This window comes from Nocardioides psychrotolerans (assembly GCF_900113685.1).
In the GTDB taxonomy this organism is placed as follows: domain Bacteria; phylum Actinomycetota; class Actinomycetes; order Propionibacteriales; family Nocardioidaceae; genus Nocardioides; species Nocardioides psychrotolerans.
This window is the reverse complement of record NZ_FOQG01000014.1, coordinates 81,950-104,076: the sequence shown is the minus strand read 5'-3', so window position 1 is coordinate 104,076 and position 22,127 is coordinate 81,950. Positions and strand designations below refer to the sequence as shown.

29 protein-coding genes and 1 tRNA gene are annotated in these 22,127 nt (G+C 70.8%); 20 read left to right on the top strand and 10 right to left on the bottom strand.

The window, feature by feature from the left end; all coding sequences use genetic code 11:
* Positions 1–3: 3 nt before the first annotated feature.
* Positions 4–657 (bottom strand): TetR/AcrR family transcriptional regulator, encoded by a 654-nt coding sequence (locus BM204_RS16395; protein ID WP_091115550.1) that lies wholly within the window; start codon positions 655–657, stop codon positions 4–6.
* Positions 658–723: 66 nt separating this feature from the next.
* Between BM204_RS16395 and BM204_RS16390 the strand changes: the two genes are divergently transcribed.
* The gene (locus BM204_RS16390; protein ID WP_091115548.1) at positions 724–1,254 is read left to right on the top strand and encodes a DUF1697 domain-containing protein; all 531 of its coding nucleotides are present in this window, start codon (positions 724–726) and stop codon (positions 1,252–1,254) included.
* On the opposite strand, the gene BM204_RS16385 is transcribed toward BM204_RS16390, so the two are convergent.
* Positions 1,217–2,464 (bottom strand): MFS transporter, encoded by a 1,248-nt coding sequence (locus BM204_RS16385; protein WP_091115545.1) that lies wholly within the window; start codon positions 2,462–2,464, stop codon positions 1,217–1,219. The genes BM204_RS16390 and BM204_RS16385 overlap by 38 nt on opposite strands.
* Positions 2,461–2,973: an ArsR/SmtB family transcription factor gene (locus BM204_RS16380; RefSeq protein WP_091115544.1), complete on the bottom strand. Its 513-nt coding sequence runs from the start codon at positions 2,971–2,973 to the stop codon at positions 2,461–2,463. The genes BM204_RS16385 and BM204_RS16380 overlap by 4 nt, the downstream gene beginning before the upstream one ends.
* A 175-nt stretch (positions 2,974–3,148) precedes the next feature.
* Between BM204_RS16380 and BM204_RS16375 the strand changes: the two genes are divergently transcribed.
* A complete protein-coding gene (locus tag BM204_RS16375; RefSeq protein WP_091115541.1) occupies positions 3,149–5,011 on the top strand; it encodes a bifunctional metallophosphatase/5'-nucleotidase in 1,863 nt (620 codons plus the stop codon).
* A 24-nt stretch (positions 5,012–5,035) separates the two neighbouring features.
* Here BM204_RS16375 and BM204_RS16370 read toward each other — a convergent pair whose 3' ends face one another.
* Positions 5,036–5,812 (bottom strand): enoyl-CoA hydratase-related protein, encoded by a 777-nt coding sequence (locus BM204_RS16370; protein ID WP_091115539.1) that lies wholly within the window; start codon positions 5,810–5,812, stop codon positions 5,036–5,038.
* A 68-nt stretch (positions 5,813–5,880) separates the two neighbouring features.
* Here BM204_RS16370 and clpS point away from each other — a divergent pair, with 68 nt between their 5' ends.
* Genes clpS through BM204_RS16330 form a run of 8 tightly spaced genes read left to right on the top strand, consistent with a single transcriptional unit; the run spans position 5,881 to position 10,801 of the window.
* A complete protein-coding gene (clpS, locus tag BM204_RS16365; RefSeq protein ID WP_246166314.1) occupies positions 5,881–6,189 on the top strand; it encodes an ATP-dependent Clp protease adapter ClpS in 309 nt (102 codons plus the stop codon).
* 5 nt (positions 6,190–6,194) lie between these two features.
* Entirely contained in the window at positions 6,195–6,779 is a 585-nt protein-coding gene (locus BM204_RS16360; protein ID WP_091115534.1) for a DUF2017 domain-containing protein, read from the top strand.
* 29 nt (positions 6,780–6,808) lie between these two features.
* Positions 6,809–7,309: a hypothetical protein gene (locus BM204_RS16355; RefSeq protein ID WP_091115532.1), complete on the top strand. Its 501-nt coding sequence runs from the start codon at positions 6,809–6,811 to the stop codon at positions 7,307–7,309.
* A gap of 42 nt (positions 7,310–7,351) precedes the next feature.
* Positions 7,352–7,786 carry a M67 family metallopeptidase gene (locus BM204_RS16350; protein WP_091115529.1) on the top strand — a complete coding sequence of 145 codons (435 nt, stop codon included), beginning with the start codon at positions 7,352–7,354 and terminating at the stop codon, positions 7,784–7,786.
* Between the two features lie 23 nt (positions 7,787–7,809).
* A complete protein-coding gene (locus BM204_RS16345) occupies positions 7,810–8,094 on the top strand; it encodes a MoaD/ThiS family protein (RefSeq protein WP_091115527.1) in 285 nt (94 codons plus the stop codon).
* A 5-nt stretch (positions 8,095–8,099) separates the two neighbouring features.
* Positions 8,100–8,654: an NYN domain-containing protein gene (locus BM204_RS16340; protein WP_091115524.1), complete on the top strand. Its 555-nt coding sequence runs from the start codon at positions 8,100–8,102 to the stop codon at positions 8,652–8,654.
* 46 nt (positions 8,655–8,700) lie between these two features.
* Entirely contained in the window at positions 8,701–9,648 is a 948-nt protein-coding gene (locus BM204_RS16335) for a PLP-dependent cysteine synthase family protein (protein ID WP_091115521.1), read from the top strand.
* Between the two features lie 55 nt (positions 9,649–9,703).
* Positions 9,704–10,801, top strand: coding sequence for a DUF3152 domain-containing protein (locus BM204_RS16330; protein WP_143099805.1), 1,098 nt, complete (start codon positions 9,704–9,706; stop codon positions 10,799–10,801).
* Here the strand turns inward: BM204_RS16330 and BM204_RS16325 are convergent.
* Both BM204_RS16325 and BM204_RS16320 read right to left on the bottom strand, forming a co-directional pair.
* Positions 10,767–11,102 carry a hypothetical protein gene (locus BM204_RS16325; protein WP_091115519.1) on the bottom strand — a complete coding sequence of 112 codons (336 nt, stop codon included), beginning with the start codon at positions 11,100–11,102 and terminating at the stop codon, positions 10,767–10,769. The genes BM204_RS16330 and BM204_RS16325 overlap by 35 nt on opposite strands.
* A gap of 117 nt (positions 11,103–11,219) precedes the next feature.
* Positions 11,220–12,287: an alkaline phosphatase family protein gene (locus BM204_RS16320; protein ID WP_091115517.1), complete on the bottom strand. Its 1,068-nt coding sequence runs from the start codon at positions 12,285–12,287 to the stop codon at positions 11,220–11,222.
* Between the two features lie 30 nt (positions 12,288–12,317).
* On the opposite strand from BM204_RS16320, the gene murI reads away from it, so the two are divergent.
* The 6 genes from murI (at position 12,318) to rdgB (ending at position 17,036) form a co-directional block, all read left to right on the top strand.
* Positions 12,318–13,139 carry a glutamate racemase gene (gene murI / locus BM204_RS16315; protein WP_091115515.1) on the top strand — a complete coding sequence of 274 codons (822 nt, stop codon included), beginning with the start codon at positions 12,318–12,320 and terminating at the stop codon, positions 13,137–13,139.
* Complete coding sequence (locus BM204_RS16310; RefSeq protein WP_091115513.1) at positions 13,136–13,891, top strand: MBL fold metallo-hydrolase; 756 nt, start codon at positions 13,136–13,138, stop codon at positions 13,889–13,891. The genes murI and BM204_RS16310 overlap by 4 nt, the downstream gene beginning before the upstream one ends.
* A 70-nt stretch (positions 13,892–13,961) precedes the next feature.
* On the top strand, positions 13,962–14,876 hold the full coding sequence (locus BM204_RS16305; RefSeq protein ID WP_091115511.1) for an ABC transporter ATP-binding protein: 915 nt from the start codon (positions 13,962–13,964) through the stop codon (positions 14,874–14,876).
* A complete protein-coding gene (locus BM204_RS16300) occupies positions 14,873–15,646 on the top strand; it encodes an ABC transporter permease (protein ID WP_143099804.1) in 774 nt (257 codons plus the stop codon). The genes BM204_RS16305 and BM204_RS16300 overlap by 4 nt, the downstream gene beginning before the upstream one ends.
* A 59-nt stretch (positions 15,647–15,705) precedes the next feature.
* A complete protein-coding gene (gene rph, locus BM204_RS16295; RefSeq protein WP_091115506.1) occupies positions 15,706–16,428 on the top strand; it encodes a ribonuclease PH in 723 nt (240 codons plus the stop codon).
* Positions 16,425–17,036: an RdgB/HAM1 family non-canonical purine NTP pyrophosphatase gene (rdgB, locus tag BM204_RS16290; protein ID WP_091115504.1), complete on the top strand. Its 612-nt coding sequence runs from the start codon at positions 16,425–16,427 to the stop codon at positions 17,034–17,036. Before rph ends, rdgB begins: the two co-directional genes overlap by 4 nt.
* Here the strand turns inward: rdgB and BM204_RS16285 are convergent.
* A complete protein-coding gene (locus BM204_RS16285) occupies positions 17,006–17,884 on the bottom strand; it encodes a bile acid:sodium symporter family protein (protein ID WP_091115502.1) in 879 nt (292 codons plus the stop codon). The genes rdgB and BM204_RS16285 overlap by 31 nt on opposite strands.
* A gap of 62 nt (positions 17,885–17,946) precedes the next feature.
* Here BM204_RS16285 and BM204_RS16280 point away from each other — a divergent pair, with 62 nt between their 5' ends.
* The gene (locus BM204_RS16280) at positions 17,947–18,528 is read left to right on the top strand and encodes a lysophospholipid acyltransferase family protein (protein WP_091115500.1); all 582 of its coding nucleotides are present in this window, start codon (positions 17,947–17,949) and stop codon (positions 18,526–18,528) included.
* Position 18,529: 1 nt separating this feature from the next.
* Here BM204_RS16280 and BM204_RS16275 read toward each other — a convergent pair whose 3' ends face one another.
* The 3 genes from BM204_RS16275 to bcp all read right to left on the bottom strand — a co-directional run bounded on the left by BM204_RS16275 (position 18,530) and on the right by bcp (position 20,352).
* The gene (locus BM204_RS16275) at positions 18,530–19,756 is read right to left on the bottom strand and encodes a hypothetical protein (protein ID WP_091115498.1); all 1,227 of its coding nucleotides are present in this window, start codon (positions 19,754–19,756) and stop codon (positions 18,530–18,532) included.
* 30 nt (positions 19,757–19,786) lie between these two features.
* A tRNA-Leu gene (locus BM204_RS16270) sits at positions 19,787–19,868 on the bottom strand.
* A 10-nt stretch (positions 19,869–19,878) separates the two neighbouring features.
* Entirely contained in the window at positions 19,879–20,352 is a 474-nt protein-coding gene (gene bcp, locus BM204_RS16265; protein WP_091115496.1) for a thioredoxin-dependent thiol peroxidase, read from the bottom strand.
* An 80-nt stretch (positions 20,353–20,432) separates the two neighbouring features.
* Between bcp and BM204_RS16260 the strand changes: the two genes are divergently transcribed.
* Genes BM204_RS16260 through cbiQ form a run of 3 tightly spaced genes read left to right on the top strand, consistent with a single transcriptional unit; the run spans position 20,433 to position 22,118 of the window.
* A complete protein-coding gene (locus tag BM204_RS16260; protein WP_170259196.1) occupies positions 20,433–21,131 on the top strand; it encodes an energy-coupling factor ABC transporter permease in 699 nt (232 codons plus the stop codon).
* A gap of 8 nt (positions 21,132–21,139) precedes the next feature.
* Complete coding sequence (locus tag BM204_RS22750; RefSeq protein ID WP_246166312.1) at positions 21,140–21,448, top strand: PDGLE domain-containing protein; 309 nt, start codon at positions 21,140–21,142, stop codon at positions 21,446–21,448.
* 1 nt (position 21,449) lies between these two features.
* Complete coding sequence (gene cbiQ, locus BM204_RS16255) at positions 21,450–22,118, top strand: cobalt ECF transporter T component CbiQ (protein ID WP_091115494.1); 669 nt, start codon at positions 21,450–21,452, stop codon at positions 22,116–22,118.
* Positions 22,119–22,127: the final 9 nt, after the last annotated feature.

The following is a 22,127-nucleotide window of genomic DNA, read 5'->3' as shown; positions in this document are numbered from 1 at the left end:
CGGTCAGGAGCCGTCGAGCGCGGACAGCGGCACCCCGAGCTCGCCGGCCGGCCCTTCGAGGGAGTGCCAGATGAAGGAGCTGAGGTAGGCGCTGATCTGGGCGCGCGGCATCGTGCGCTTCTCCAGCCACCACTCGCCGGTGGCCAGGCCGAGGCCGACGATGCCCTGCGACCAGGGCTCGGCGCCACCGGGGTCGACCCCCAGGCCGCGCATGGTCTCGGCGAGGAAGCGGGTCAGCATCGCGGCGATCCGTGCCTTGCCGTCGGCCAGGGGGTCGCCCGCGCCGCCAGCGCCGCTCGCCCGGTGGCGCACCAGCAGGAAGAAGACCTGCGGGTGCTCCTCGATGACGCGCAGGTAGGCGTCGACGGCCGCCTCGATGCGGGCACGCACGGGGGCGTCGACCAGGAGGGCAGGCACGACGCCGGCGAGCACCTCGTCGGCACCCCACTGCCCGACCGCGGCGTGCAGCTCGTCCTTGTCGGCGAAGTAGCGGTAGAGCACCGGCTTGCTCACCCCGGCCTCAGCAGCGATGTCGGTCATGTTGACCTCGGGGCCCTGATCGTCGATCGCGCGCACGGCGGCCGCGATCAGGTCGGCGCGTCGCTCCTCGCGGTGGGCGTCCCAGCGGGAGGAGCGGCCGTCGGGCTGGATCGACATGTGTCGAGACTAGACGGGGCGGGGCCGGGCCGGGCCGGGCCGGGGCGTCGCTGGCATCATCAGCGCATGGCGACCTACCTGGCCTTCCTGCGGGCGATCAACCTCGGCGCCACGCGCAAGTTTCCCAAGGACGCGATCGTCTCCGCGACCGAGGCGGCGGGTTTCTCCGGGGTCGCGACACACATCAACACCGGCAACGTGCGCCTGGAGACCGCAATGCGCTCACGGGCGCGGATCGAGGCGGCGCTCGAGGAGTCCTACCTCGCCGCCCAGGGCTTCGAGGTCCCGACGATCGTGCTCACACCGGCCGAGCTGCGGGCGGTCGTCGAGGAGGCCGCACGGCTGGCCCCCGACCACGCCGGACGGCACTACGTCTCCCTGCTCAAGGTCGAGCCGGGGGCCGCGGTCGTCGCCGCGCTCGAGGCGCGCTCGACCCCGGACGAGCGCGTCCACGTCGCGGGCCGCGGCGTGCACCTGGTGCTGGGGGAGAGCTATCACCTGGCGGCGCTGAGCAACGCCGTCGTCGAGAAGCACCTCGGGGTCGCCACCAACCGCAACCTCACGGTGCTGCGGGCGCTGGTGCAGAAGTGGTGCTGACGCGCGCCAGGGTGCGCACCGAGCGCGACGTCAGCGTCACGACCGCGACGACGACCAGCAGGATGCCCGCGACCAGGATGACGCGCTCGATCCCGAAGACCAGCGCGAGTGGCCCCGCCACCAGCTGACCGATCGGGATCGCCACGAACGAGCCGAACGCGTCGTAGGAGAAGGCGCGCGAGAGCATGTCCTCGGGGATGCTCTCCTGCATCGCGAGGTTCCACCCGAGTCCGAAGACCTCGATGCCCACGCCGGCCACGAACGCCGCGATCATGACCGGGACCAGGTGCGTGTCCAGGCCCAACACGATCATGGGCAGGCCGTAGGCAGCCGTGCCGATCATCCCCCAGAAGAGCGGCCGCTCCAGGCGGACCTTGAGCATCACCAGGCCGGTGAGGAGCAGGCCCGCCGCCTCGGCGGACAGGATCAGGCCCCAGCCCTGCTCGCCGATCGAGCTGTCCTTGGCGAGGACCGGCCCCAGGGTGAACATGCCGCCCTGGTGGATCGCGCAGATGAGGCAGAAGGCGAGCACGACGACCCACAGCCACGTCGTCTGCCGGAAGAACGTCCAGCCTTCGCGGAGGTCGGTGACGACCGAGGCTCCCCGGGCGTCGCGCTGCGGCCGCGGCAGCCTCACGCGCAGCAGCAGCGCCGCCGAGAGCAGGTAGGTGAGGCCGTCGACGGCGAGCGCCCAGCCAGCGCCGACGGTGACGACCAGGATGCCGGCGGCGCTCGGCCCGAGGATGGTGAGGCCGCTGCGCGTCACCGACACCAGCACGTTGGCCGGCTGCAGCTGGTCGCGGGGGACCAGCTGGGGCAGCACGCCGGCGAGCGCGGGGAAGCTGACCGCGGCGACGACGCCGTTGACGGCGGTGAGGACGACCAGCTGCCACAGCTGCGCCGAGCCGCTGACGACCAGCGCCGCGATGGCCAGCTGGCTGATGCCCGCGGCGACGTTGGACACCTGGATCACCAGGGTGCGGCCGAACCGGTCGGCGATGGCGCCGCCGACGAGCAGGAAGACGACCATCGGGATGCTGTGCGCGGCCAGCACGACGCCGACCGCGCTGGGGGAGTCGCTGACCTCGAGCACGGCGAAGACGAGGGCGACCCCGCTCATCGTGCTGCCGAGCAGGTTCACCAGGCGCGCGTAGAAGTAGTAGCGGAAGTTGGGCTCGCGCAGGGGCGCGAAGGCCTCGCTCCGGTTCACGACGTCGTTGCCGTCATGCCGAAGGCCGCGACCGTGACGCTGACCAACCGGGTGCCCTCGGTGCGGGGCGGGCGGGCCTCGGCGTGGACCAGCTCGGAGGCCTCGACCAGCAGGCTCAGGGCCCGCTGCCAGACCTCGGGCTCGACCCACAGCTCGGCGTCGGTGAAGTTGGCTTTCGCGGTGGGGTCGCGCAGCTCCGTGCGGCGGACCATCTCGTGGGCCATCGTGCGGACGTCGACGCCACGGCGGCGACCTGCGTGGTCCTCCTCGCGCCACGGGTGCCGGTAGCGCTTCGCCACCCCGCCGCGGATCCGCTCCTCGCCGGCCACGACGACCTCGCCGGCGTCGAGCAGCACGCGCAGGTGGTAGGACGCGTTGGCGTGCGCGACCCCCAGCTCGCGCGCCACCTCGGCGGCACTGAGCTCGGCCCCGGTCAGCAGCGAGAGGATGCGCAGCCGGAGCGGGTGCGCGGTCGAGCGCAGTGCGGTGATGTCGTCGGCGTCGGACACGGGACCTCCCCAGGGTTCTGGGGAGTATGGGTCGGCGTTCCTGGACTGTCAAACAGTTCTTGGGGAGTTGCTACGTGAAATTCGCGTGTCCCCCCCTCGACCCGGGAGCGCGCGGGGGGATAGAACTGAACCGGGCGCACCCGCCCACCTCCACGTCGACTACTCGGGATGTTCGATGACCTCACCCACCCCTGCCCCCACACGCCGCACCGTCCTCACCGGAACCGCGGCGCTCGCCGCTGCCGGCTACGTCGCTGCCCCGTCGTACGCCGGGAGGGGAGGTGGCGGGCCCGGCGCCCGGCGGGTCACCCTCACCGTGCTCGGCACCACCGACCTGCACGGCAACGTCTACAACTGGGACTACTTCAAGAACGCGGAGTTCGACAACGCAGCCCACGACGACATCGGGATCGCGAAGATCCAGACGCTCGTCAAGGCGCTACGTCACGAGCGCGCCGGCCAACCGGTCCTCGTGATCGACGCGGGCGACACGATCCAGGGCACCCCGCTCGCCTACTACTACGCCAAGATCGACCCGATCACACAGGGCGCGACCCACCCGATGGCGACCGCGATGAACCTGGTCGGCTACGACGCGGCCGCGCTCGGCAACCACGAGTTCAACTACGGCATCGACACGCTGCGCACCTTCGAGTCGCAGCTGGAATTCCCGCTGCTGGGCGCTAATGCCGTGGACCCGTCGACCAAGCGCCCCGTCTTCCCGCCCTACATCGTCACGACCTACCGGGTCGGCCGCGGGCGCACGCTCACCGTCGGTGTCCTGGGCCTGACCAACCCCGGCATCGCGATCTGGGACAAGGCCAACGTCGAGGGGCGCATGGAGTTCCCCGGCCTGGTCGAGCAGGCGCAGAAGTTCGTGCCGGAGATGAGGCAGCGCGGCTGTGACCTCGTCGTGGTCGCGGCCCACTCGGGTGCCGACACCTCCTCGTCGTACGGCGACGCGCTGCCGTTCCCGGAGAACGCCGCGTCGCTCGTGGCGGCCCAGGTGCCCGGCGTCGACGCGATCCTGGTCGGCCACGCCCACAAGGAGATCGCCCAGCGCTACGTGCGCAACGAGAAGACCGGCCAGGACGTGCTCCTCGTGGAGCCCTACTTCTGGGGCAACCGGTTGGCGGTCATGGACCTCGTCGTCGAGGAGCGACGCGGCAAGGGTGGCGGCGAGGGTGGCGGCCGCACGAGCCGTTGGACGCTGGTCAGCGCGACCGGCCAGAGCCTCAACTCCAACACCGTCGCCGAGGACCCCCAGGTGGCAGCGGCGGTGCGCGACCAGCACGACACGGTCGTCTCCTACGTCAACTCGGTCGTCGGCGCCTCCGCGGTCGCGCTGTCGGCTGCCCGGGCGGTCGTCGAGGACGTCCCGATCATCGACTTCGTCAACTACGTCCAGGCCGACGCGGTCAAGGCAGACCTCACCGGCATCGACGCCGCGCTGCCCGTGCTCTCGATCGCGGCACCGTTCAACCGGCAGGCCTCCTTCCCGGCCGGGGAGGTGACCATCCGCGACGTCGCGGGGCTCTACATCTACGACAACACCCTGCTCGGGGTGCGCGTGAGCGGGGCCGACGTCCGGAGCTACCTGGAGTTCTCCGCGCGCTACTTCAAGCAGGTCAGCGGCACCGGTCCGTTCGCGATCGCCGACGTGACCAACGCGGTGACGCCGACGGCTCCCAGTGGCACGCCCGACTACAACTTCGACTCGATCGCCGGCCTCGACGCCCCGCTGACCTACGACATCGACGTTTCGCAGCCGGCGGGATCGCGGATCACGGCCCTCGCCTACGACGGCATCGCGGTGACCGACGCGCAGCAGTTCGTGCTGGCGGTCAACAACTACCGCCAGTCCGGCGGCGGCGGGTTCCCGGCCGTGTCGACGGCCACGGTCGTCTACAACCGACAGAACGAGATCCGCCAGCTGCTCATCGACTGGGTGATCGCCAACGGCACCATCGACCCCGCGCAGTACGCATCGGTCGACTGGCGCCTGGTCTCGGGGGGTCAGCCGATCACGGTCTCCTGATCGCCTGAGCTGATCTCACCGGCGTCACTCGCCCGTGAAGACGGGCCGCCGGCGCTCGCCGAAGGCACGCATGCCCTCGGCGACGTCGGCGGTCCTCAGCAGCAGGCTCTGGCCGGCGCGCTCGCGCTCCAGGGCGTCCTCGAGCTGGTGCAGGGTCGCGGCGTTGATCGCCCGCTTGGTCGCGGCGAGCGCGAGCGGCGGCCCGGACGCGAGCCGGCCCACGACCTTGTCGACCGTGGCCGGGAAGTCGGCGTCCGGGACCACGTGGGTGACCAGGCCGGCGTCGTACGCCTCCTGAGCGGTGAGGGGCTCTGCGAGCAGGCCCATGCGCATCGCCCGCGCGCGCCCGATGGAGGCGGCGACGGTCGTGGAGGCGCCGCCGTCGGGCATCAGCCCGATCCGGGCGAAGGCCAGCAGGAAGCTGGCCGACTCGGCCGCCACGATGATGTCGGCCGCGAGCGCCGCCGAGCACCCGACGCCGGCGGCGACGCCGTTGACCGCCGCGACGACCGGCTTGTCGAGCGCCACGATCGCGCGGATGATCCGGTTGGCCGCGTCCAACGCGCGCACGTCGAAGTTCTCGTGGGCGTCGGCGCCGGAGATGTCGGCGCCGGTGCTGAACGCCGCGCCCGTCCCGGTCAGCACCACCACGCGCACGTCGTCGCGCGCGACCGCTTCCTCGGTGAGCCGGGCGATGTCGACGGCCATCTGCGGACTGAGGGCGTTGAACACCTCGGGCCGGTCGAGGGTGAGCCACAGGGCACCACCCTCGAGCCGTACGTCGAGCTCCGGGTCGGTCATGCGGGCAGGCTACCGGCGTGCCCGGGGAGAGTGGTGGGACGCGGGTCGCGATGTGCCACCATGGAGCCGTGTCCGCTCCTAGTCCTGTCGAGGTCGAGCCAGACACCGAGAAGGACCTCGTCCCTGACGAGGTCGCGCTCGTGGCCACGCCCTGGGTGACCATCGTCTGGAACGACCCGGTCAACCTGATGTCCTACGTCACCTACGTCTTCCAGACGCACTTCGGCTACGCCAAGAAGAAGGCCGAGAAGCTCATGATGGAGGTCCACGAGGACGGCCGTTCCGTGGTCAGCACCGGGTCGCGCGAGGAGATGGAGCGCGACGTGCAGGCCATGCACGAGTACGGCCTGTGGGCGACGCTCCAGAAGGCGGACTGAGCAGGTTGAGCGGCTTCGCACGACACCGGCGCAGCAAGCGCATCATCGCCAACTTCACCGGCTTCGAGGCAGACCTGCTGCGGTCACTGGCCTCCCAGCTGGTCGAGCTCCTGCGCAACGAGGCGGCCGTCCCACGCGACGACCAGGACCCGTTCGAGGCGATGATGGACTTCTCCGGGCCCACGGCCGAGCCCGAGGACCCCGTCCTCGCCCGGTTGTTCCCGACCGCCTACCCCAACGACGACGAGGCCGCCTCGGAGTTCCGTCGTTTCACCGAGGGCGGCCTGCGTGACGGCAAGGCCGCCGCGGCCGTCACGATCATCGACACCCTCGAGGAGGCCGGCCTGCCAGATCAGCTCAGCGAGGACGGGCTGATGATCGACGTCGAGCTCGACGAGCCCACCGCCGTGAGCTGGATGCGCTCCTTCACCGACCTGAGGCTCGCGCTCGCGACCCGTCTCGAGATCGAGGACGGCGACGAGGACTACTGGGCCTCCCTGCCCGACGAGGACCCCCGCTCCCAGGCCCACGACATCTACGAGTGGGTCGGCTACCTCCAGGAGACGATCGTCGGGGCCCTCAGCCGCTGAGCGCTCGGGCGGATGATTGACTCGGCGCCATGCGCTCCCCACGACTGCTGCTCACCGCTCTGGCCCTGACCGCCGCCCTCACCGCCTGCAGCGGTGACGACTCCTCCGAGAGCGACGCGCCGGCCGGCGACGCCGCCTCGCAGGCGACCGACGCCCCCTCGGAGGAGGAGTCGCAGGTCCCCGGCGAGGAGCGCGGCTGCCGCGCCACGGTGTCGGTGACCGGGACCGTCGAGGCGACGTGGGAGGGCAAGGCGACCGTGCGGGGCGAGGAGGCCGGCCCGAGCGCGGTCTACCTCACGGCCGACGGCAAGCAGACCGTGACTGCCTATGCCAAGGGTGAGGACTTCCCGCCCTCGGTCAACTTCTACGACGGCACGCAGGTCTTCGCCACCCAGCCGGGCACCGCGACCGGTCTCGACATCCGCCCCAACGGCAAGATCGCCGAGATCGACGCGGAGGCGTTCAACGTCGGGGGCAAGACCGTCCAGGTCGTCGCCTCCTTCGACTGTGCGAAGAAGAAGAAGGGCTGAGACCGCTCGGAGCCGCTGCGGCCGACGCCCTAGGCTGGAGCGGTGCTGACCATCGACCAGGCGACCTACGACGGCATCGTCGCGCATGCCAAGCGCGACCACCCCGACGAGGCCTGCGGCATCGTCGCGGGGCCCGAGGGCAGCGACCGCCCGGAGCGGCTGGTCGCGATGCTCAACGCGGCGAGCAGCCCGACGTTCTACGAGTTCGACTCCACCGACCTGCTCCAGCTCTACAAGCAGATGGATGTCAACGACGAGGAACCCGTCGTGATCTACCACTCCCACACGGCCACCGAGGCCTACCCGAGCCGCACCGACATCGGCCTGGCGCAGGAGCCGAATGCGCACTACGTGCTGGTCAGCACACGCGAGCACGGGAATAACGAGGGCCCTGTGGAGTTCAGGTCTTACAGAATCACCGACGGCGCGGTGACCGAGGAAGAGGTCTCCGTCGTCACCCAGCTTCCCACTGTCTAGGCACCGATCGAGGAGTTCAACCCATGGCCATCGAGGTCCGGATCCCGACCATCCTGCGCACCTACACCGGCGGCGAGAAGGCCGTCCGCGGTGACGGCGCGAGCCTGAGCGCCCTGATCGACGACCTCGAGGCCAGCCACCCCGGCATCAAGGAGCGCCTGATCGACCCCGACAGCAACGGGAGCGACCTGCGTCGGTTCGTCAACGTCTACATCAACGACGAGGACGTCCGCTTCATCGGCGGTCTCGAGGCCACGCTCGCCGACGGCGACGAGGTCGTCGTCCTCCCCGCGGTCGCCGGGGGCTGAGCGCCATGTCGGGCCGGCGTACGTTCGTCCTCGTTGACGGCGAGAACATCGACGCCACGCTCGGCAACTCCCTCCTCGGGCGCCGTCCACTGCCCGAGGAGCGCCCGCGCTGGGAGCGCGTGACGCAGTACGCCGAGGCGATCTGGGGGCAGCCCGTCGTCGGGCTGTTCTTCCTCAACGCCTCCAACGGCCAGCTGCCCAGCAGCTTCATCCAGGCCCTCCTGGCCATGGACTACCGGCCGATCCCGCTCGCCGGACGCAGTGACGAGAAGGTCGTCGACGTCGGCATCCAGCGCACCCTCGACGCGCTGCTCGGCCACGACGACGACGTGATGCTGGTCAGCCACGACGCCGACTTCGCGCCCCACATGCAGCGGCTCCTCGGCACCGAGCGCCGCATCGGCATCGTGGGTCTCCACGAATACGTCAGCATCCAGTTCAGCGACCTGGACATCAAGATCCACGACCTCGAGGACGACGTCCGGGCCTTCAACGTCCCGCTCCCGCGCGTCCGGATCATCGACCTGGACGACTTCGACCCCGAGCGCTACCTGCGCTGAGCCGGCTCCGGCCGGCCCCTCCCCACCGAATGGCATCCTGATATCCATGCGCTACGACAACCTGCTGGCCTCGGTCGGCAACACGCCGCTCATCGGCCTCCCGCGGCTGTCGCCGAGCCCCGACGTGCGCCTCTGGGCCAAGCTCGAGGACCGCAACCCCACCGGCTCGATCAAGGACCGCCCCGCGCTGAAGATGATCGAGGAGGCGGAGAAGGACGGCACGCTGCGCCCCGGCTGCACGATCCTCGAGCCGACGTCGGGCAACACCGGCATCTCGCTGGCGATGGCCGCCAAGCTCAAGGGCTACCGCATCGTCTGCGTCATGCCGGAGAACACCTCCGGGGAACGGCGCCAGCTGTTGAGGATGTGGGGCGCGGAGATCATCTCCTCGCCCGCCGCCGGCGGCTCCAACGAGGCCGTGCGGGTGGCCAAGCAGGTCGCCGCCGAGCACCCCGACTGGGTGATGCTCTACCAGTACGGCAACGCCGCCAACGCGCTCTCCCACGAGCAGGGCACCGGTCCCGAGCTGCTCGCCGACCTGCCCTCGATCACCCACTTCGTCGCCGGGCTCGGCACCACCGGCACCCTCATGGGCGTCAGCCGCTACTTCCGCGAGGCCAAGCCCGAGGTCCGCATCGTCGCCGCCGAGCCGCGCTACGGCGAGCTCGTCTACGGCCTGCGCAACCTCGACGAGGGCTTCGTGCCCGAGCTCTACGACGCCTCGCTCATCGACTCCCGCTTCTCCGTCGGCCCCCGCGACGCCGTCCGCCGCGTCCGCGAGCTGCTCGAGCTCGAGGGCATCTTCGCCGGCATCTCCACCGGCGCGATCCTGCACGCGGCCCTCGGCCAGGCCGCCAAGGCCGTCAAGGCCGGCGAGTCCGCCGACATTGCCTTCATCGTCTGCGACGGCGGCTGGAAATACCTCTCCACCGGCGCCTACGAGGGCACCATCGACGAGGCCGAGGACCGGCTCGAGGGCCAGCTCTGGGCCTAGCCCGGCGGTGGTCGGGCCGGGCAAGGGTCACCGCCCGGCGGGCTATCGTGGCGCGGTGCTGACTCGCGGTCTCGTCCTCGCCCTGTGCGCCGTGCTCTGGTTGGCCGCTCCGGCGCGGGCGGAGGGGGAGCCGGTGAGCACGTCACAGCCCCAGGTGACGGGCACCGCGGCCGTCGGGGAGGCGCTGAAGGCGGGGCGTGGGGGATGGGACCCGGCGGAGGTGGAGGTGGCCTTCCGGTGGCTGCGCGACGAGCGTCCGATCGCCGGGGCGACCGCGCGCTCCTACCGCGTCGTCCTCGACGACCTGCGCCACCGGCTCTCGGTGACCGCGACCGCGACCGACGCGCAGGGCGCCGGCTCGGCCGCGACGTCCGAGCAGACGGGCCCAGTCGTGCGCGGCACGCTCACCCTCCGGCAGTCGCCCCACGTCGTGGGCACCAGCCGTTTCGGACGCACCGTGCAGGCCGATCCCGGCCGTTGGTCGCGCACGCCGCAACGCACGACCTACCAGTGGTTCCGCGGCCCCCGCCCCATCGACGGGGCCACCGGTCGGCGCTATGCGCTCGCCCCCGACGACGTCGGCCGCCACGTGCGGGTCCGCGTCGGCGTCAAGGTGCCGGGCTACCGGCTCGCGACGGCGACGTCCCCGCGCACCGCTCCGGTCGGTCATCGGGTCGACCTGCGCCGCACCGTGACCTATCACGTCGAGACGCGTGGGCGGATCACCACCAGCATGAGGGACTTCAAGCGCCTCGCGCAGCAGTCGTACGACGATCCCCGCGGCTGGCGCGGCAAGGGCGTCCGGTTCGTCCGGGTCGAGCGCCGCGGCTCGTTCACCCTCGTCCTGGCCGAGGCCTCCACGGTGCCGAGCTTCTCCTCGGGCTGCAGCAGCACCTACAGCTGCCGGGTCGGCCGCTACGTGATCATCAACCAGACCCGGTGGAACCGGGCGACACCGCCGTGGAACGCGGCAGGGGGGTCGCTGCGCGACTACCGCCACATGGTCGTCAACCACGAGACCGGGCACTGGCTCGGCTACGGCCACGCCGGGTGCTCGGGCCGCGGCAAGCTCGCCCCCGTGATGATGCAGCAGAGCAAGGGCCTCGACGGTTGCCGCTTCAATCCGTGGCCGACGCCCCGGGAGCTGGGCTGACCCGGGCTGCGGACGTCCGCAGCAGGTCGCTGTCGGGGATCTCCTTGCCCGCCTCGCCGCCTCCGAGGCCGGACATCAGTCCGCGGGCGGCCTCCAGGGTGTTCTGGAGGAGCTGCCAGGCCCGCGCGGTGTCCTCAAGCTCGAGGGCATAGATCGCCGTCGTCAGTCCCTGCACGACGTTGTCGTTGAGCTCGGAGGCCTGTCGGCGCCGCTCGTGCGCCTCGCCGAGTCGAACAGCGGCGTGCTCGCGCTCGGTCTCGGCCAGGACCCGGTCGGTGATGTCGATGCAGGTGCCGCGCATCCGCGGTGTCGGTGGGGATGCGCCAGCTCGTCGCGCAGCGCCCTCAGCTCGTCCTAGGCCTCGCTCATGCATCTCAGTGTGGCCCGGAAGAGGGGTTCGTGGGCCCAGACGGCACGATCAGTCCGCGGCGACGGCCAGTTGTTGGCGCACGTCGAAGCGGCTGCCCGGCACCGGGCCCAGCCCCAGGAGGTCCAGCGCGAGGTTGGCCAGGTCGCCGTTGCGGATCGGCTGGGGGCCGCTGAGGCCGGGCCTCGAGGTGCCGGGGTCGGTGTAGGACGCGTTCATCGCGTAGAGGTTGCCGTGGTCGACGCCCGGCCCCCATACCACGAACGGGACGCGGTAGTTGGCCAGCTTCTTCGGGTCGGAGTGGCTCTCGCCGGCCCCGCCGTGGTCGGCGGTGAGGACAACGACGACGTCGCTGAGGTCGGGGTGGTTGTCGATGGCGGCGAGCATCTTGCCGACCAGGGTGTCGGCGGTCTCGACGGCGCGGAGGTAGGCGGGCGACATGAACCCCGAGGCGTGACCGGTCTGGTCAGCGATCCCCAGGTGGAGGAAGGTGAACGCCCGGTCACGCTGTACGAGGTCGGCCCGCGCGGCCTTGACCAGGGCGGCGTCCTGCTCCTCCTTGATGAGGCTGCGGTCGACACCCACGGGCCACGACCGCTCGAACAGGCTGAACTTGGTCTTCGTCGAGAAGAGCGCGGTCGAGCCGCCGGCCTCGTGGACCACGGTGAAGACCGACGACACCGGGTGGCCGGCGGCCCTCTGGACGGTGGTGCCGGCTCGGTCGTCGTTCCACGTCACGCCGTGGCCGCCCTTGCTGGCGGTGATCCGGCGTCCCGTCACCATGCCGGTGTGGTTGGGCAGCGTGAGCGTCATCTCGAGCTCGCTGCGGGCGTTGAGCGTGCCCGCGCCCTCGTCGAGGAGGCGCCACAGGTGAGGCACGTCGTCGCGTCCGAGCTTGGTCAGGGCACGAGGGTTGAGGGCGTCGATCGAGATGGCGAGCACCTGGGCCGGGAAGGCGCGGGCCTCCGTTGCCGCAGGTGGCCCCTGGGTGGCCGACGACGCGGTGCTGGCGGACGACACGGTGCTGGCGGACGACACGGCTCCGCAGCCCGTGACCGACAGGAGCGGTGCCAGACAGAGGACGGCGGTGCGGGCACGCAGCGTGCGGGTCCAGTACATGCTCGGAGCCTACCGATAGGCTCCGTCGTCGTGCCGCCTCTCCGCGATGTCGACCTCGATGCCCCGATCGGCATCTTCGACTCGGGCTTCGGTGGACTGACCGTCGCCCGCTCGGTCATCGACCAGCTGCCGCACGAGTCCATCCGCTACGTCGGCGACACCGCCCGCCAGCCCTACGGCCCCAAGCCCATCGGCGAGGTCCGTGAATATGCCCTCGAGTGCCTCGACCACCTCGTCAGGGAGGGCGTGAAGGCGTTGGTCATCGCCTGCAACTCCGCGAGCGCAGCCATGCTCCGCGACGCCCGCGAGAGGTACGACGTACCGGTGGTCGAGGTCATCTACCCCGCCACCCGCCGAGCCGTGGCCGCCACCCGCTCGGGTCGGATCGGGGTCATCTGCACCGCGGCGACCGCCGAGTCCATGGCCTACGACGACGCGTTCGCCGCGGCCCCCCAGGTCGAGCTGACGACCCGGGCCTGCCCGCGCTTCGTCGACTTCGTCGAGGCCGGCGTGACCGGTGGCGCCGAGCTGCTCGCCGTCGCCCACGACTACCTCGACCCCCTCACCGCCGCCGGCGTGGACACGCTGATCCTCGGCTGCACGCACTACCCGCTCCTGACCGGCGTCATCTCCTACGTGATGGGCGACGACGTGACGCTGGTGAGCAGCGCCGAGGAGTGCGCCAAGGACGTCTACAAGATGCTCGTGCGCACCGAGCTCATGCGATCCACTGGCGAGCCTGCCTACACCTTCGTGACGACCGGGTCGCCCGACGAGTTCGAGACGATCGGGCGCCGCTTCCTGGGTCCCGAGATGGTGAGCGCCAGCCAGTTCGCCGGCGGCCTGGCATGAGGCTCACCGTCGTGGGCTGCTCCGGGTCCTACCCCGGCCCCGACTCGGCGGCCAGCTGCTACCTGCTCGAGGCCGAGGACGGTGGGCGCACCTGGCGGATCCTCCTCGAGCTCGGCAACGGCGCCCTCGGCCAGCTCCACCGCTACGTCGATCCGCTGACCGTCGACGCGGTCCTGGTCAGCCACCTCCACGCCGACCACTGCCTCGACCTCTGCGGCTACTACGTGATGCGCAAATACCACCCGACCGGCGCCCAGCCGCGGATCCCCGTCTGGGGGCCGGCCGGCACCGCCGACCGCATGGCGCTCGCCTACGGCCTGCCGCTCGACCCGGGGATGCACGAGGAGTTCGACTTCCGGGTCTACGACGGGCCGTTCCGGATCGGTCCCTTCCTGATCACCCCGGTGCCCGTCGACCACCCCGTCGACGCCTTCGGGCTGCGGGTGGAGGCTGACGGCCGCGTGATCGGCTACAGCGGTGACACCGGCCCCTGCGAGGGCCTCGACGCGCTGGCGGCCGACGCCGACCTGCTGCTGGCCGAGGCGTCGTTCCGCTCCCAGGACACCAACCCGCCGCACCTGCACCTCACCGGCACCGACTGCGGACAGGCCGCCACCCGAGGTGGGGCGCGACGTCTGGTGCTGACCCACGTCCCGCCGTGGTTCGACAAGCAGACGGCGCTGGAGGAGGCCCGGGCGGTCTACGACGGTCCCCTCGAGCTGGCAGCGGCCGGGGCGGTCTACGAGCTCTGAGGCCACGTCCGGCGGATGCCTTCCGCGTGGCCGGATGAGCGCGGCGGGCAGCGTGAGGCAGGCTGGAGCCATGATCCAAGTCGAAGGACTCACCAGGACGTACGGCGGGTTCACCGCCGTCGACGACATCAGCTTCGTGGCCCAGCCCGGCCGCGTGACCGGCTTCCTCGGCCCCAACGGGGCTGGCAAGACGACCACCATGCGTGTCATGGTCGGGCTCACCCCGCCATCGCGGGGTCGGGTGACGATCGGTGGTCACGTCTACCACGACATCCCCAACCCCGGCCGTCACGTCGGTGTGCTGCTGGACGCCTCGGCGCAGCACGCCGGTCGCAGCGGCCGCGAGATCCTCACCATCGGTGCCCGCACCATGGGACTGCCCGATGCGCGCGTCGACGAGATGCTCGCGCTGGTCTCGCTGAGCCCCGAGGAGTCCAAGCGCCGGCTGCGCAACTACTCCCTCGGCATGAAGCAGCGCCTCGGCATCGCCCACGCGCTGCTCGGCGACCCGTCGGTGCTCATCCTCGACGAGCCGGCCAACGGGCTCGACCCCGCCGGCATCCGTTGGATGCGCGGCCTGCTCAAGGGTTACGCCGACCGCGGCGGCACGGTGCTGCTCTCGAGCCACCTGCTCCACGAGGTCGAGATGATCGCCGACGAGATGATCCTCATCGGGCGCGGCAAGATCGTGGCCCAGGGTGACAAGAAGACGCTGCTCGACAGGGGCGGGGCGCCGTCCACCCTCGTGACCTCGCTCGACAACGGCGCGCTCGCCGCCGCCCTGCAGGGCAAGGGGATCCCGCTCGTCGCCGCAGGCGAGGGACTCAAGGTCGAAGCACCCGCGGTCGAGGTCGGCCGCACCGCCCTCGAGGCCGGGATCGTCCTGACCGACCTGCGCTTCGGCGGCGCCGGGCTCGAGGAACTGTTCCTCGAGCTGACCTCTGACACCCAACGTGAAGGCCACATCGAAGGAGCCTCGGCATGAGCATGACCCTGGACGTCTCCGGGACCGCGCAGATCCCCTTCACCCGCCTCGTCTCCGTCGAGCTGCGCAAGACCGCCGACACCCGCGCCGGTCGCTGGCTGCTCGGTGCGATCGTCGGCATCACCGCGCTCTTCATGATCATCTTCTTCCTGGTGGCCGACTCCGAGGAGCGAATCTTCGGCAACTTCATCGGCATCGCCTCGACGCCCCAGGGCTTCCTGCTCCCGGTGCTCGGGATCCTGCTGGTGACCAGCGAGTGGAGCCAGCGCACCGCCATGGTCACCTTCGCCCTGGCGCCCTCGCGCACCAAGGTGATCGCCGCCAAGACGGTCGCCGCCCTGATCCTGGGCGTGGCCGCCTTCGCCGCCGCGGTCCTGATCGCCGCGCTCGCCACCGTCCTCGGCGGTGCCAGCGAGGGCTTCGAGGGCCTGACAGCGACGGTGTTCGTGCTCTTCCTGGCCCTCCAGCTCCTGACCGTGCTCCAGGGTCTGGCCTACGGCCTGATCCTGCTCAACACCCCGGCGGCGATCGTGACGTTCTTCGTGCTGCCGATCGCCTCGTCGATCGTCTTCGCCCTGGTGCCGTTCCTCTCCGACGTCGCCCCGTGGTTCGACCTCGGGACTGCCCAGCAGCCGCTGTTCACCTCCTTCGGCGGCGAGGAGAACCTGACCGGAGAGCATTACGCCCAGCTCGGCACCACCGCGCTGATCTGGATCGTGCTGCCGTTCATGGCCGGCTGGGCCCGCGTGATGCGGGCCGAGGTGAAGTAGGTCCCACCTCTCAGCAGCCGATCACCGTCATGCGCCCGACCCCCACTAGGGTCGGGCGCATGACGTCTCTTGAGCGAACCCCCCGTGAGGACGGCCGATCCGACGACGAGCTGCGGTCGGTCACGATCACCCGCAACTGGCTCGACCACGCGGCCGGGTCGGTGCTGATCGAGTTCGGGAGGACCAAGGTGCTCTGCGCGGCGTCGGCCTCGACCGGGGTGCCGCGCTGGCGCAAGGGCTCGGGCCTGGGCTGGGTGACGGCGGAGTACGCGATGCTCCCCGCCTCCACCAACACCCGCTCCGACCGGGAGTCGGTCAAGGGCCGCATCGGTGGGCGCACCCACGAGATCAGCCGCCTGATCGGTCGCTCGCTGCGCGCGGTCATCGACTACCAGGCGCTGGGGGAGCACACGATCCAGCTCGACTGCGACGTGCTCCAGGCAGACGGTGGCACCCGCACCGCGGCGATCACGGGCGCCTACATCGCGCTGGCCGACGCCTGCGCCCACCTCGGCGTGCCGAAGGCGCTCACCGGCTCCGTGGCCGCGATCAGCGTCGGGATCATCGACGGCGTCCCACGCCTCGACCTGCCCTATGTCGAGGACGTGCGCGCCGAGACGGACATGAACGTCGTGATGACCGGCGACGGCAAGTTCGTCGAGGTCCAGGGCACGGCCGAGGGTGCGGCCTTCGACCGCGCCGAGCTCGACGCCCTGCTGGCCCTGGCCGAGAAGGGCTGCGCGGACCTGACCCTCATGCAGCACGAGGCCCTGGCCCGTTGACCCGCGTCTTCCTGGCATCGCGCAACGCCAAGAAGCTCGCCGAGATGGACCGGATCCTGCGCGAGCAGGTGCCCGACGTCGAGCTGGTCGGCCTCGACGACGTGCCGTCGTACGACGAGCCGGTCGAGGACGCGCCGACCTTCGTCGGCAACGCGCTGCTCAAGGCGCGAGCCGGTGCCGAGGTGACGGGTCTGCCGACGCTGGCCGACGACAGCGGGCTGTGCGTCGATGCGCTCAACGGCATGCCCGGGGTCATCTCCGCGCGTTGGTCGGGACCGCCCAAGGACGACGACCGCAACAACAGGCTGCTGCTCTCGCAGCTCTCCGACGTGCCCGAGGAGCGCCGCACCGGTCACTTCGCGTGCGCCGTGGCGTTCTGCCACCCCGATGGTCGCGAGATCGTGGTGGAGGGCCGGATGGACGGTGTGGTGCTGCACGAGGAGCGCGGTCACGGCGGCTTCGGCTACGACGTGCTGTTCGTTGCCGACGACCGCCCCGGCCTCACGACGGCCGAGCTGAGCCGTGCGGACAAGGACGCGATCTCCCACCGGGGCAAGGCGTTGCGCGAGATCGCGCCTCAGGTCGCGGCGTTGCTCGACTCCCGCTGACCCACGCGCCTGCTGATGATCGCGCCCCAACCGGCCGCCATGAAGAACATCAGCAGCGAGTAGACCGCGGCGGGAACCGCGATCTCGTTGACCTCCAGGATGTTCTCGGCGACGAAGATCGCCAGCGTCCCGTTGTGGACGCCGATCTCGAACGACGAGGCGATGGCCTGCCCCTCGCGCACGCCGAACGCGCGCGGCACGGCATAGCCGACGACCAGGCTGATCGCGCAGAACAGGGCGGCCACGATGCCCACGTCGGCGAGGTAGTCGCCCACCCGGTCCTTCTCGCCCAGCAGGATGCCGAGCACCAAGATGGCCAGGATGATCGCCGAGGCGATCCGCACCGGCTTGTCCATGGCCGCGGCGAACGACGCCTTCTTGGCCCTCACCAACATCCCGATGCCGACGGGGATCAAGATCAGCGCGAACACCTTGACGACCTCGGCCAGTGGCATCGAGACCGACTCGGACTTGTCGAAGTAGTCGATGGCCAGGTTCGTGATCAGCGGCAGCGTGGCGATCGCGATGATGGAGTTGATCGCGGTCAGCGTGATGTTGAGCGCCACGTCGCCGCGGAACAGGTGGCTGAAGAGATTGGCGGTCGTGCCTCCGGGAGACGCGGCCAGCAGCAGCATGCCGATGCCCAACAGGGGCGGCAGGTCGAAGAGCACGACCAGGCCGAAGCAGACCGCAGGCAGCAGCACCAGCTGGCAGACCAGCGCCACGACGACGGCCTTGGGCTGGGTGCCGACGCGACGGAAGTCGGCGATGGTCAGGTCCAGCCCGAGGCCGAACATGATGATGGCGAGCGCGATGGGCAGCCCGATCTCGGTCAGCGCGGAGTCCATGGGCGGACCTTAGGGCATGGGTGACCGCGGTCACACCACGACGCTCGCGATAGGTTCTCGCGATGGCCCGACACTTCCTCGTCCGCAGGACCTTCGCGCGCGTTGCCCTGCGGCTCGCGCGCTGGCGCACCACCGGCGAGGTGCCCCAGAAGGGCATCCTCGTGGGGGCGCCCCACACCTCCAACTGGGACTGGGTCCTGACGATCCTTCTCGCCTGGGACAGCAACGTGCAGATCCGGCTGCTGGTCAAGGAGTCGTTCTTCAAGGGCCCCGTGGGCATCTTCATGCGCGCCACGGGCGCGGTCCCGCTGGACCGCGCCAACCCGGGCGGCACGATCCGGGCGCTGCTCGCCGATGCCGAGACCGACGAGACGTTCCTCCTGGGCCTGGCCGCCGAGGGCACGCGCAGCAAGGTGGACTACTGGAAGTCCGGCTTCTACCGGATCTCCCAGCAGACCGGCCTGCCGATCACCTTGGCCTTCGTCGACGGCCCGTCGCGCACGGTCGGTTGGGGCCCGACGTTCCCCGTCACCGGGGACGTCGGCGCCGACATGGACAAGGTCCGCGCGTTCTACGCCGACAAGCACGGCATCCACCCCGAGCTCGCCACGACCCCGCGCCTGCGCGAGGAAGATCGCTCTTGACCTACTGCCAGGTCCAGCTCTCGACGATGTCGGCGTAGGTGTCCTGCGCCAGCTGGTCGCCCTCCTGGGTGGACAGGATGATCGAGTAGAGGTCGCCGTCGTGGATCGTGAGGTAGCCGTACTGCTCGATCGCGACGCCGTTCTCGTTGACCCGTGAGATCAGCACCGACACGGCCTTCTCGCCGTCGATCGTGGTGTCGCCGTTGTCCACCGGCGTGGCGCCCGTGGCGCCGACCATGTTGTTCTCCCAGGTCGGTCGGATGACCTCGGGGTCGGTCTCGCCGCCGGCGAAGCCGGTCTCGATGATGAGGTTGGCCCGCGCCCCCTCGAAGCTCTGGCCCCAGGCGATCGCCTTGTCGGTCGCGCCGGACTGGCCGCCGGAGAGGATCTCCTCGGTGATGTCGGTCCAGGCCTCGGGCAACGAGAAGGCGTAGCCGCTGCCGCTGACCGGGTTCGGCGGGATCGTCGGGAGCGGGGTGGGGCCCGAGGCCGGGTCCGTGGGGGCCGAGGTCGACGGGTCGTCGGTCGCGGAGTCGACGGTGTCGTCGTTGCCACCGGCGAGCACCGCGACGAGTCCGCCGATGACGGCGATGAGGACCACGGATGCCAGGGCGAGCAGGATCCAGGGTGTCCGGCTCCTCCCCGGGGTCGTCGGGCCGGTTGGCCCCGAGGGGTACGACGGCGGGTAGCCCCCGGCGTACGGCTGCGCCGGCGGCCACGAGGCCGGTGGTGAGGTGGGCGGCGATGAGGTGGGCGGGGGCGAGGACGGCGGGGGACCCGTGGGCGACTGGACGCCCCAGACCCCCTGGTTCGGGGGCGCGGGCGGGGTCGGCTGCTGTGTCGCTGCGGGCGGGAAGGCCGGTGGCCGCGGCTGGGTGATGGTCCTGTCGAAGCGGCGCACGTCGGTGGCGCCGACCTTGCCGACCGCGAAACCGAGCACCGCGCAGGCCCACCGGGCGGCGGCGACGTCGGAGGTGCCTCGGTCGCGCGCCAGCAGGTCACCGGCCGACTCGACGGCCCGCGTCGGCTCGGCCCCGCTGTCGATCGTCCGCTGCATCATCCGGAAGGCGCCGAGCCGCACCGCGTCGACGAGCAGGTTGATGTCACCGGTCGACGCGGCCGACTCGTCGAGGTAGTCGTCGAGCGCCGCGCGCAGAAGGTCGGCGTCGTCGAAGACGCCGCGGCCCGAGCTGAGACCGAGCTCGTAGAGGTTCTCGTGCAGCTCCATGGCGCCTTCCGGGAGAGTCGGTCACAGCAGTGCCGAAGGGGGGACTCGAACCCCCATGCCCGAAGGCACAGGTACCTAAAACCTGCGTGTCTACCAATTCCACCACTCCGGCGAGCGAGGGCTCAGTCTAGGCCGAGGTCCCGCCGCAGCTTGGCCACGTGCCCGGTGGCCTTCACGTTGTACTGAGCCAGCTCGATCGCGCCGCCCTCGGCCACCACGAACGTCGAGCGGATCACGCCCTCCACGACCTTGCCGTAGAGCGACTTGGGTCCGAAAGCGCCATAGCTCTTCATGACCGCCTTGTCGGGGTCCGAGAGCAGCGTGATGCTCAGCCCGTCCTTCTCGCGGAACTTCGCGAGCTTCTCAGGTTTGTCGGGGGAGATGCCGACGACCTCGTAGCCCGCGGCCCGCAGGGAGCCCAGCGACTCGGTGAAGTCGCAGGCCTGCTTGGTGCAACCGGGGGTCATAGCGGCGGGGTAGAAGTAGACGATCACCCGGCGGTCGCGCAGGCCCGAGAGCGTGACCTCGGCGCCGGTGTCGTCGGTGAGGGTGAAGTCGGGGGCGGCGTCGCCGGGGACGAGGCGGGCATCGGACACGACGTGCTCCTTGTTGCGAGTTATGTGCAATAACGTACTGTGGGCTTCGTCCGCCAACCTACCGAGTCCGGAGAAGTGCGATGCACGTGCCCGACGGCTTCCTCGACGCACCGACCTCGGTCGCGACCGCTGTGGTCGCGGCGGGTGGGGTCGCGTTCGCCCTGCGCAAGGCCCGCACCGAGCTCGACGACCGCACGGCACCGATGGCCGGTCTCGTGGCGGCGTTCATCTTCGCCGGCCAGATGATCAACTTCCCCGTCGGTGCCGGCACCAGCGGCCACCTGCTCGGTGGCGCGCTCGCCGCCGTGCTCGTCGGACCCTGGACCGGGGCGCTCTGCATCAGCGTGGTGCTGCTGGTCCAGGCGCTCTTCATGGCCGACGGCGGGATCACCGCGCTCGGCACCAACATCGTGCTCATGGCCCTGGTCGGCTGCTTCACCGGCTACCTCGTCTTCCGTCTGGTCGCCGCGGTCCTGCCCAAGAGGCTCTCCTCCATCGCCCCCGCGGCCGCCATCGGTGCCCTGCTGTCGGTCCCGGTCGCAGCCGCGGTCTTCACGCTCCTCTTCGCCGTCGGCGGCACCGCCCCGGTCGATGCCAGCGACGTCCTGGTGGCGATGCTGGGCTGGCACACCGTCATCGGCATCGGCGAGGCTGTCGTGACCGGGCTGGTCGTCGCCTCGGTCGTGGCCGTGCGGCCCGACCTCGTCCACGGCGCGCGGACGCTGGTGCCCGCGGCCGAGCTCGAGATCCGGACCGTCCCGGCCGGAGGCCAGTCATGAGGACAGGCATGAGGACCCGCACCTTCGTCATCACCGGCCTGCTGGTCGCGCTGCTCGTCGCCGGCTTCGGCAGCTACTACGCCAGCAGCCACCCCGACGGGTTGCAATACGTCGCTGACAGGACGGGGTTCGGCGACTCCGCGAAGGACTCGCCGACCTCCGACAGCCCGTTTGCCAACTACGACACTGCCGGGGTCGACGACGAGCGCCTGGGCGGGGGACTGGCCGGGGTGATCGGCGTGCTGCTCACGTTGGTCATCGCGGGCGGGGTCGCCTACGCCGTACGCCGCCGCACGCCTGCAGAAGCCGAGCACTGACGTGGGTGCCGGTCACGGCCACCGGCTGCACTTCCACGGCCACAGCCCGGTCCACCGGGCGCCGGCCCACCTGAAGGTCCTGCTGCTGGTCGGCTTCATGCTCACCGTCGTGGCCACGCCCCGCGACTGGTTCCCCGTGTTTGGGGTCTACGTGCTCGTGGTGGTCGCCGTCATCACCGCCGCGCGCGTGCCACTGCTCTACATCGTGCGCCGGATGGTCATCGAGGTGCCGTTCCTGGTCTTCGCGGCGCTGATCCCCTTCATCGCGACCGGCCCCCAGGTCGAGGTGCTCGGGGTGAGCGTCTCCGAGCCCGGGCTGCTCGCCGCCTGGGGCCTGGCCGTCAAGGGATCGCTGGGGGTGATGGCGTCGCTGACGCTGGCCGCGACGACCGAGCCGGCCGACGTGCTGGTGGGGCTGCGCCGGCTGCGCATGCCCGACCTGATCGTGCAGATCATGGGCTTCATGATCCGCTACCTCGACGTCGTCACCTCCGACCTGGGCCGGATGATGGTCTCGATGCGGTCGCGCGGGATGGACCCGAGGTCCCCGCGGAGCTGGCCGACGCTGGCCCGCACGCTCGGCTCGTTGTTCATCCGCTCCTACGAGCGCGGCGAGCGGGTCCACCTCGCGATGCTCTCGCGGGGCTACACCGGGGAGTTGCCCAAATGAGTGTGCCCA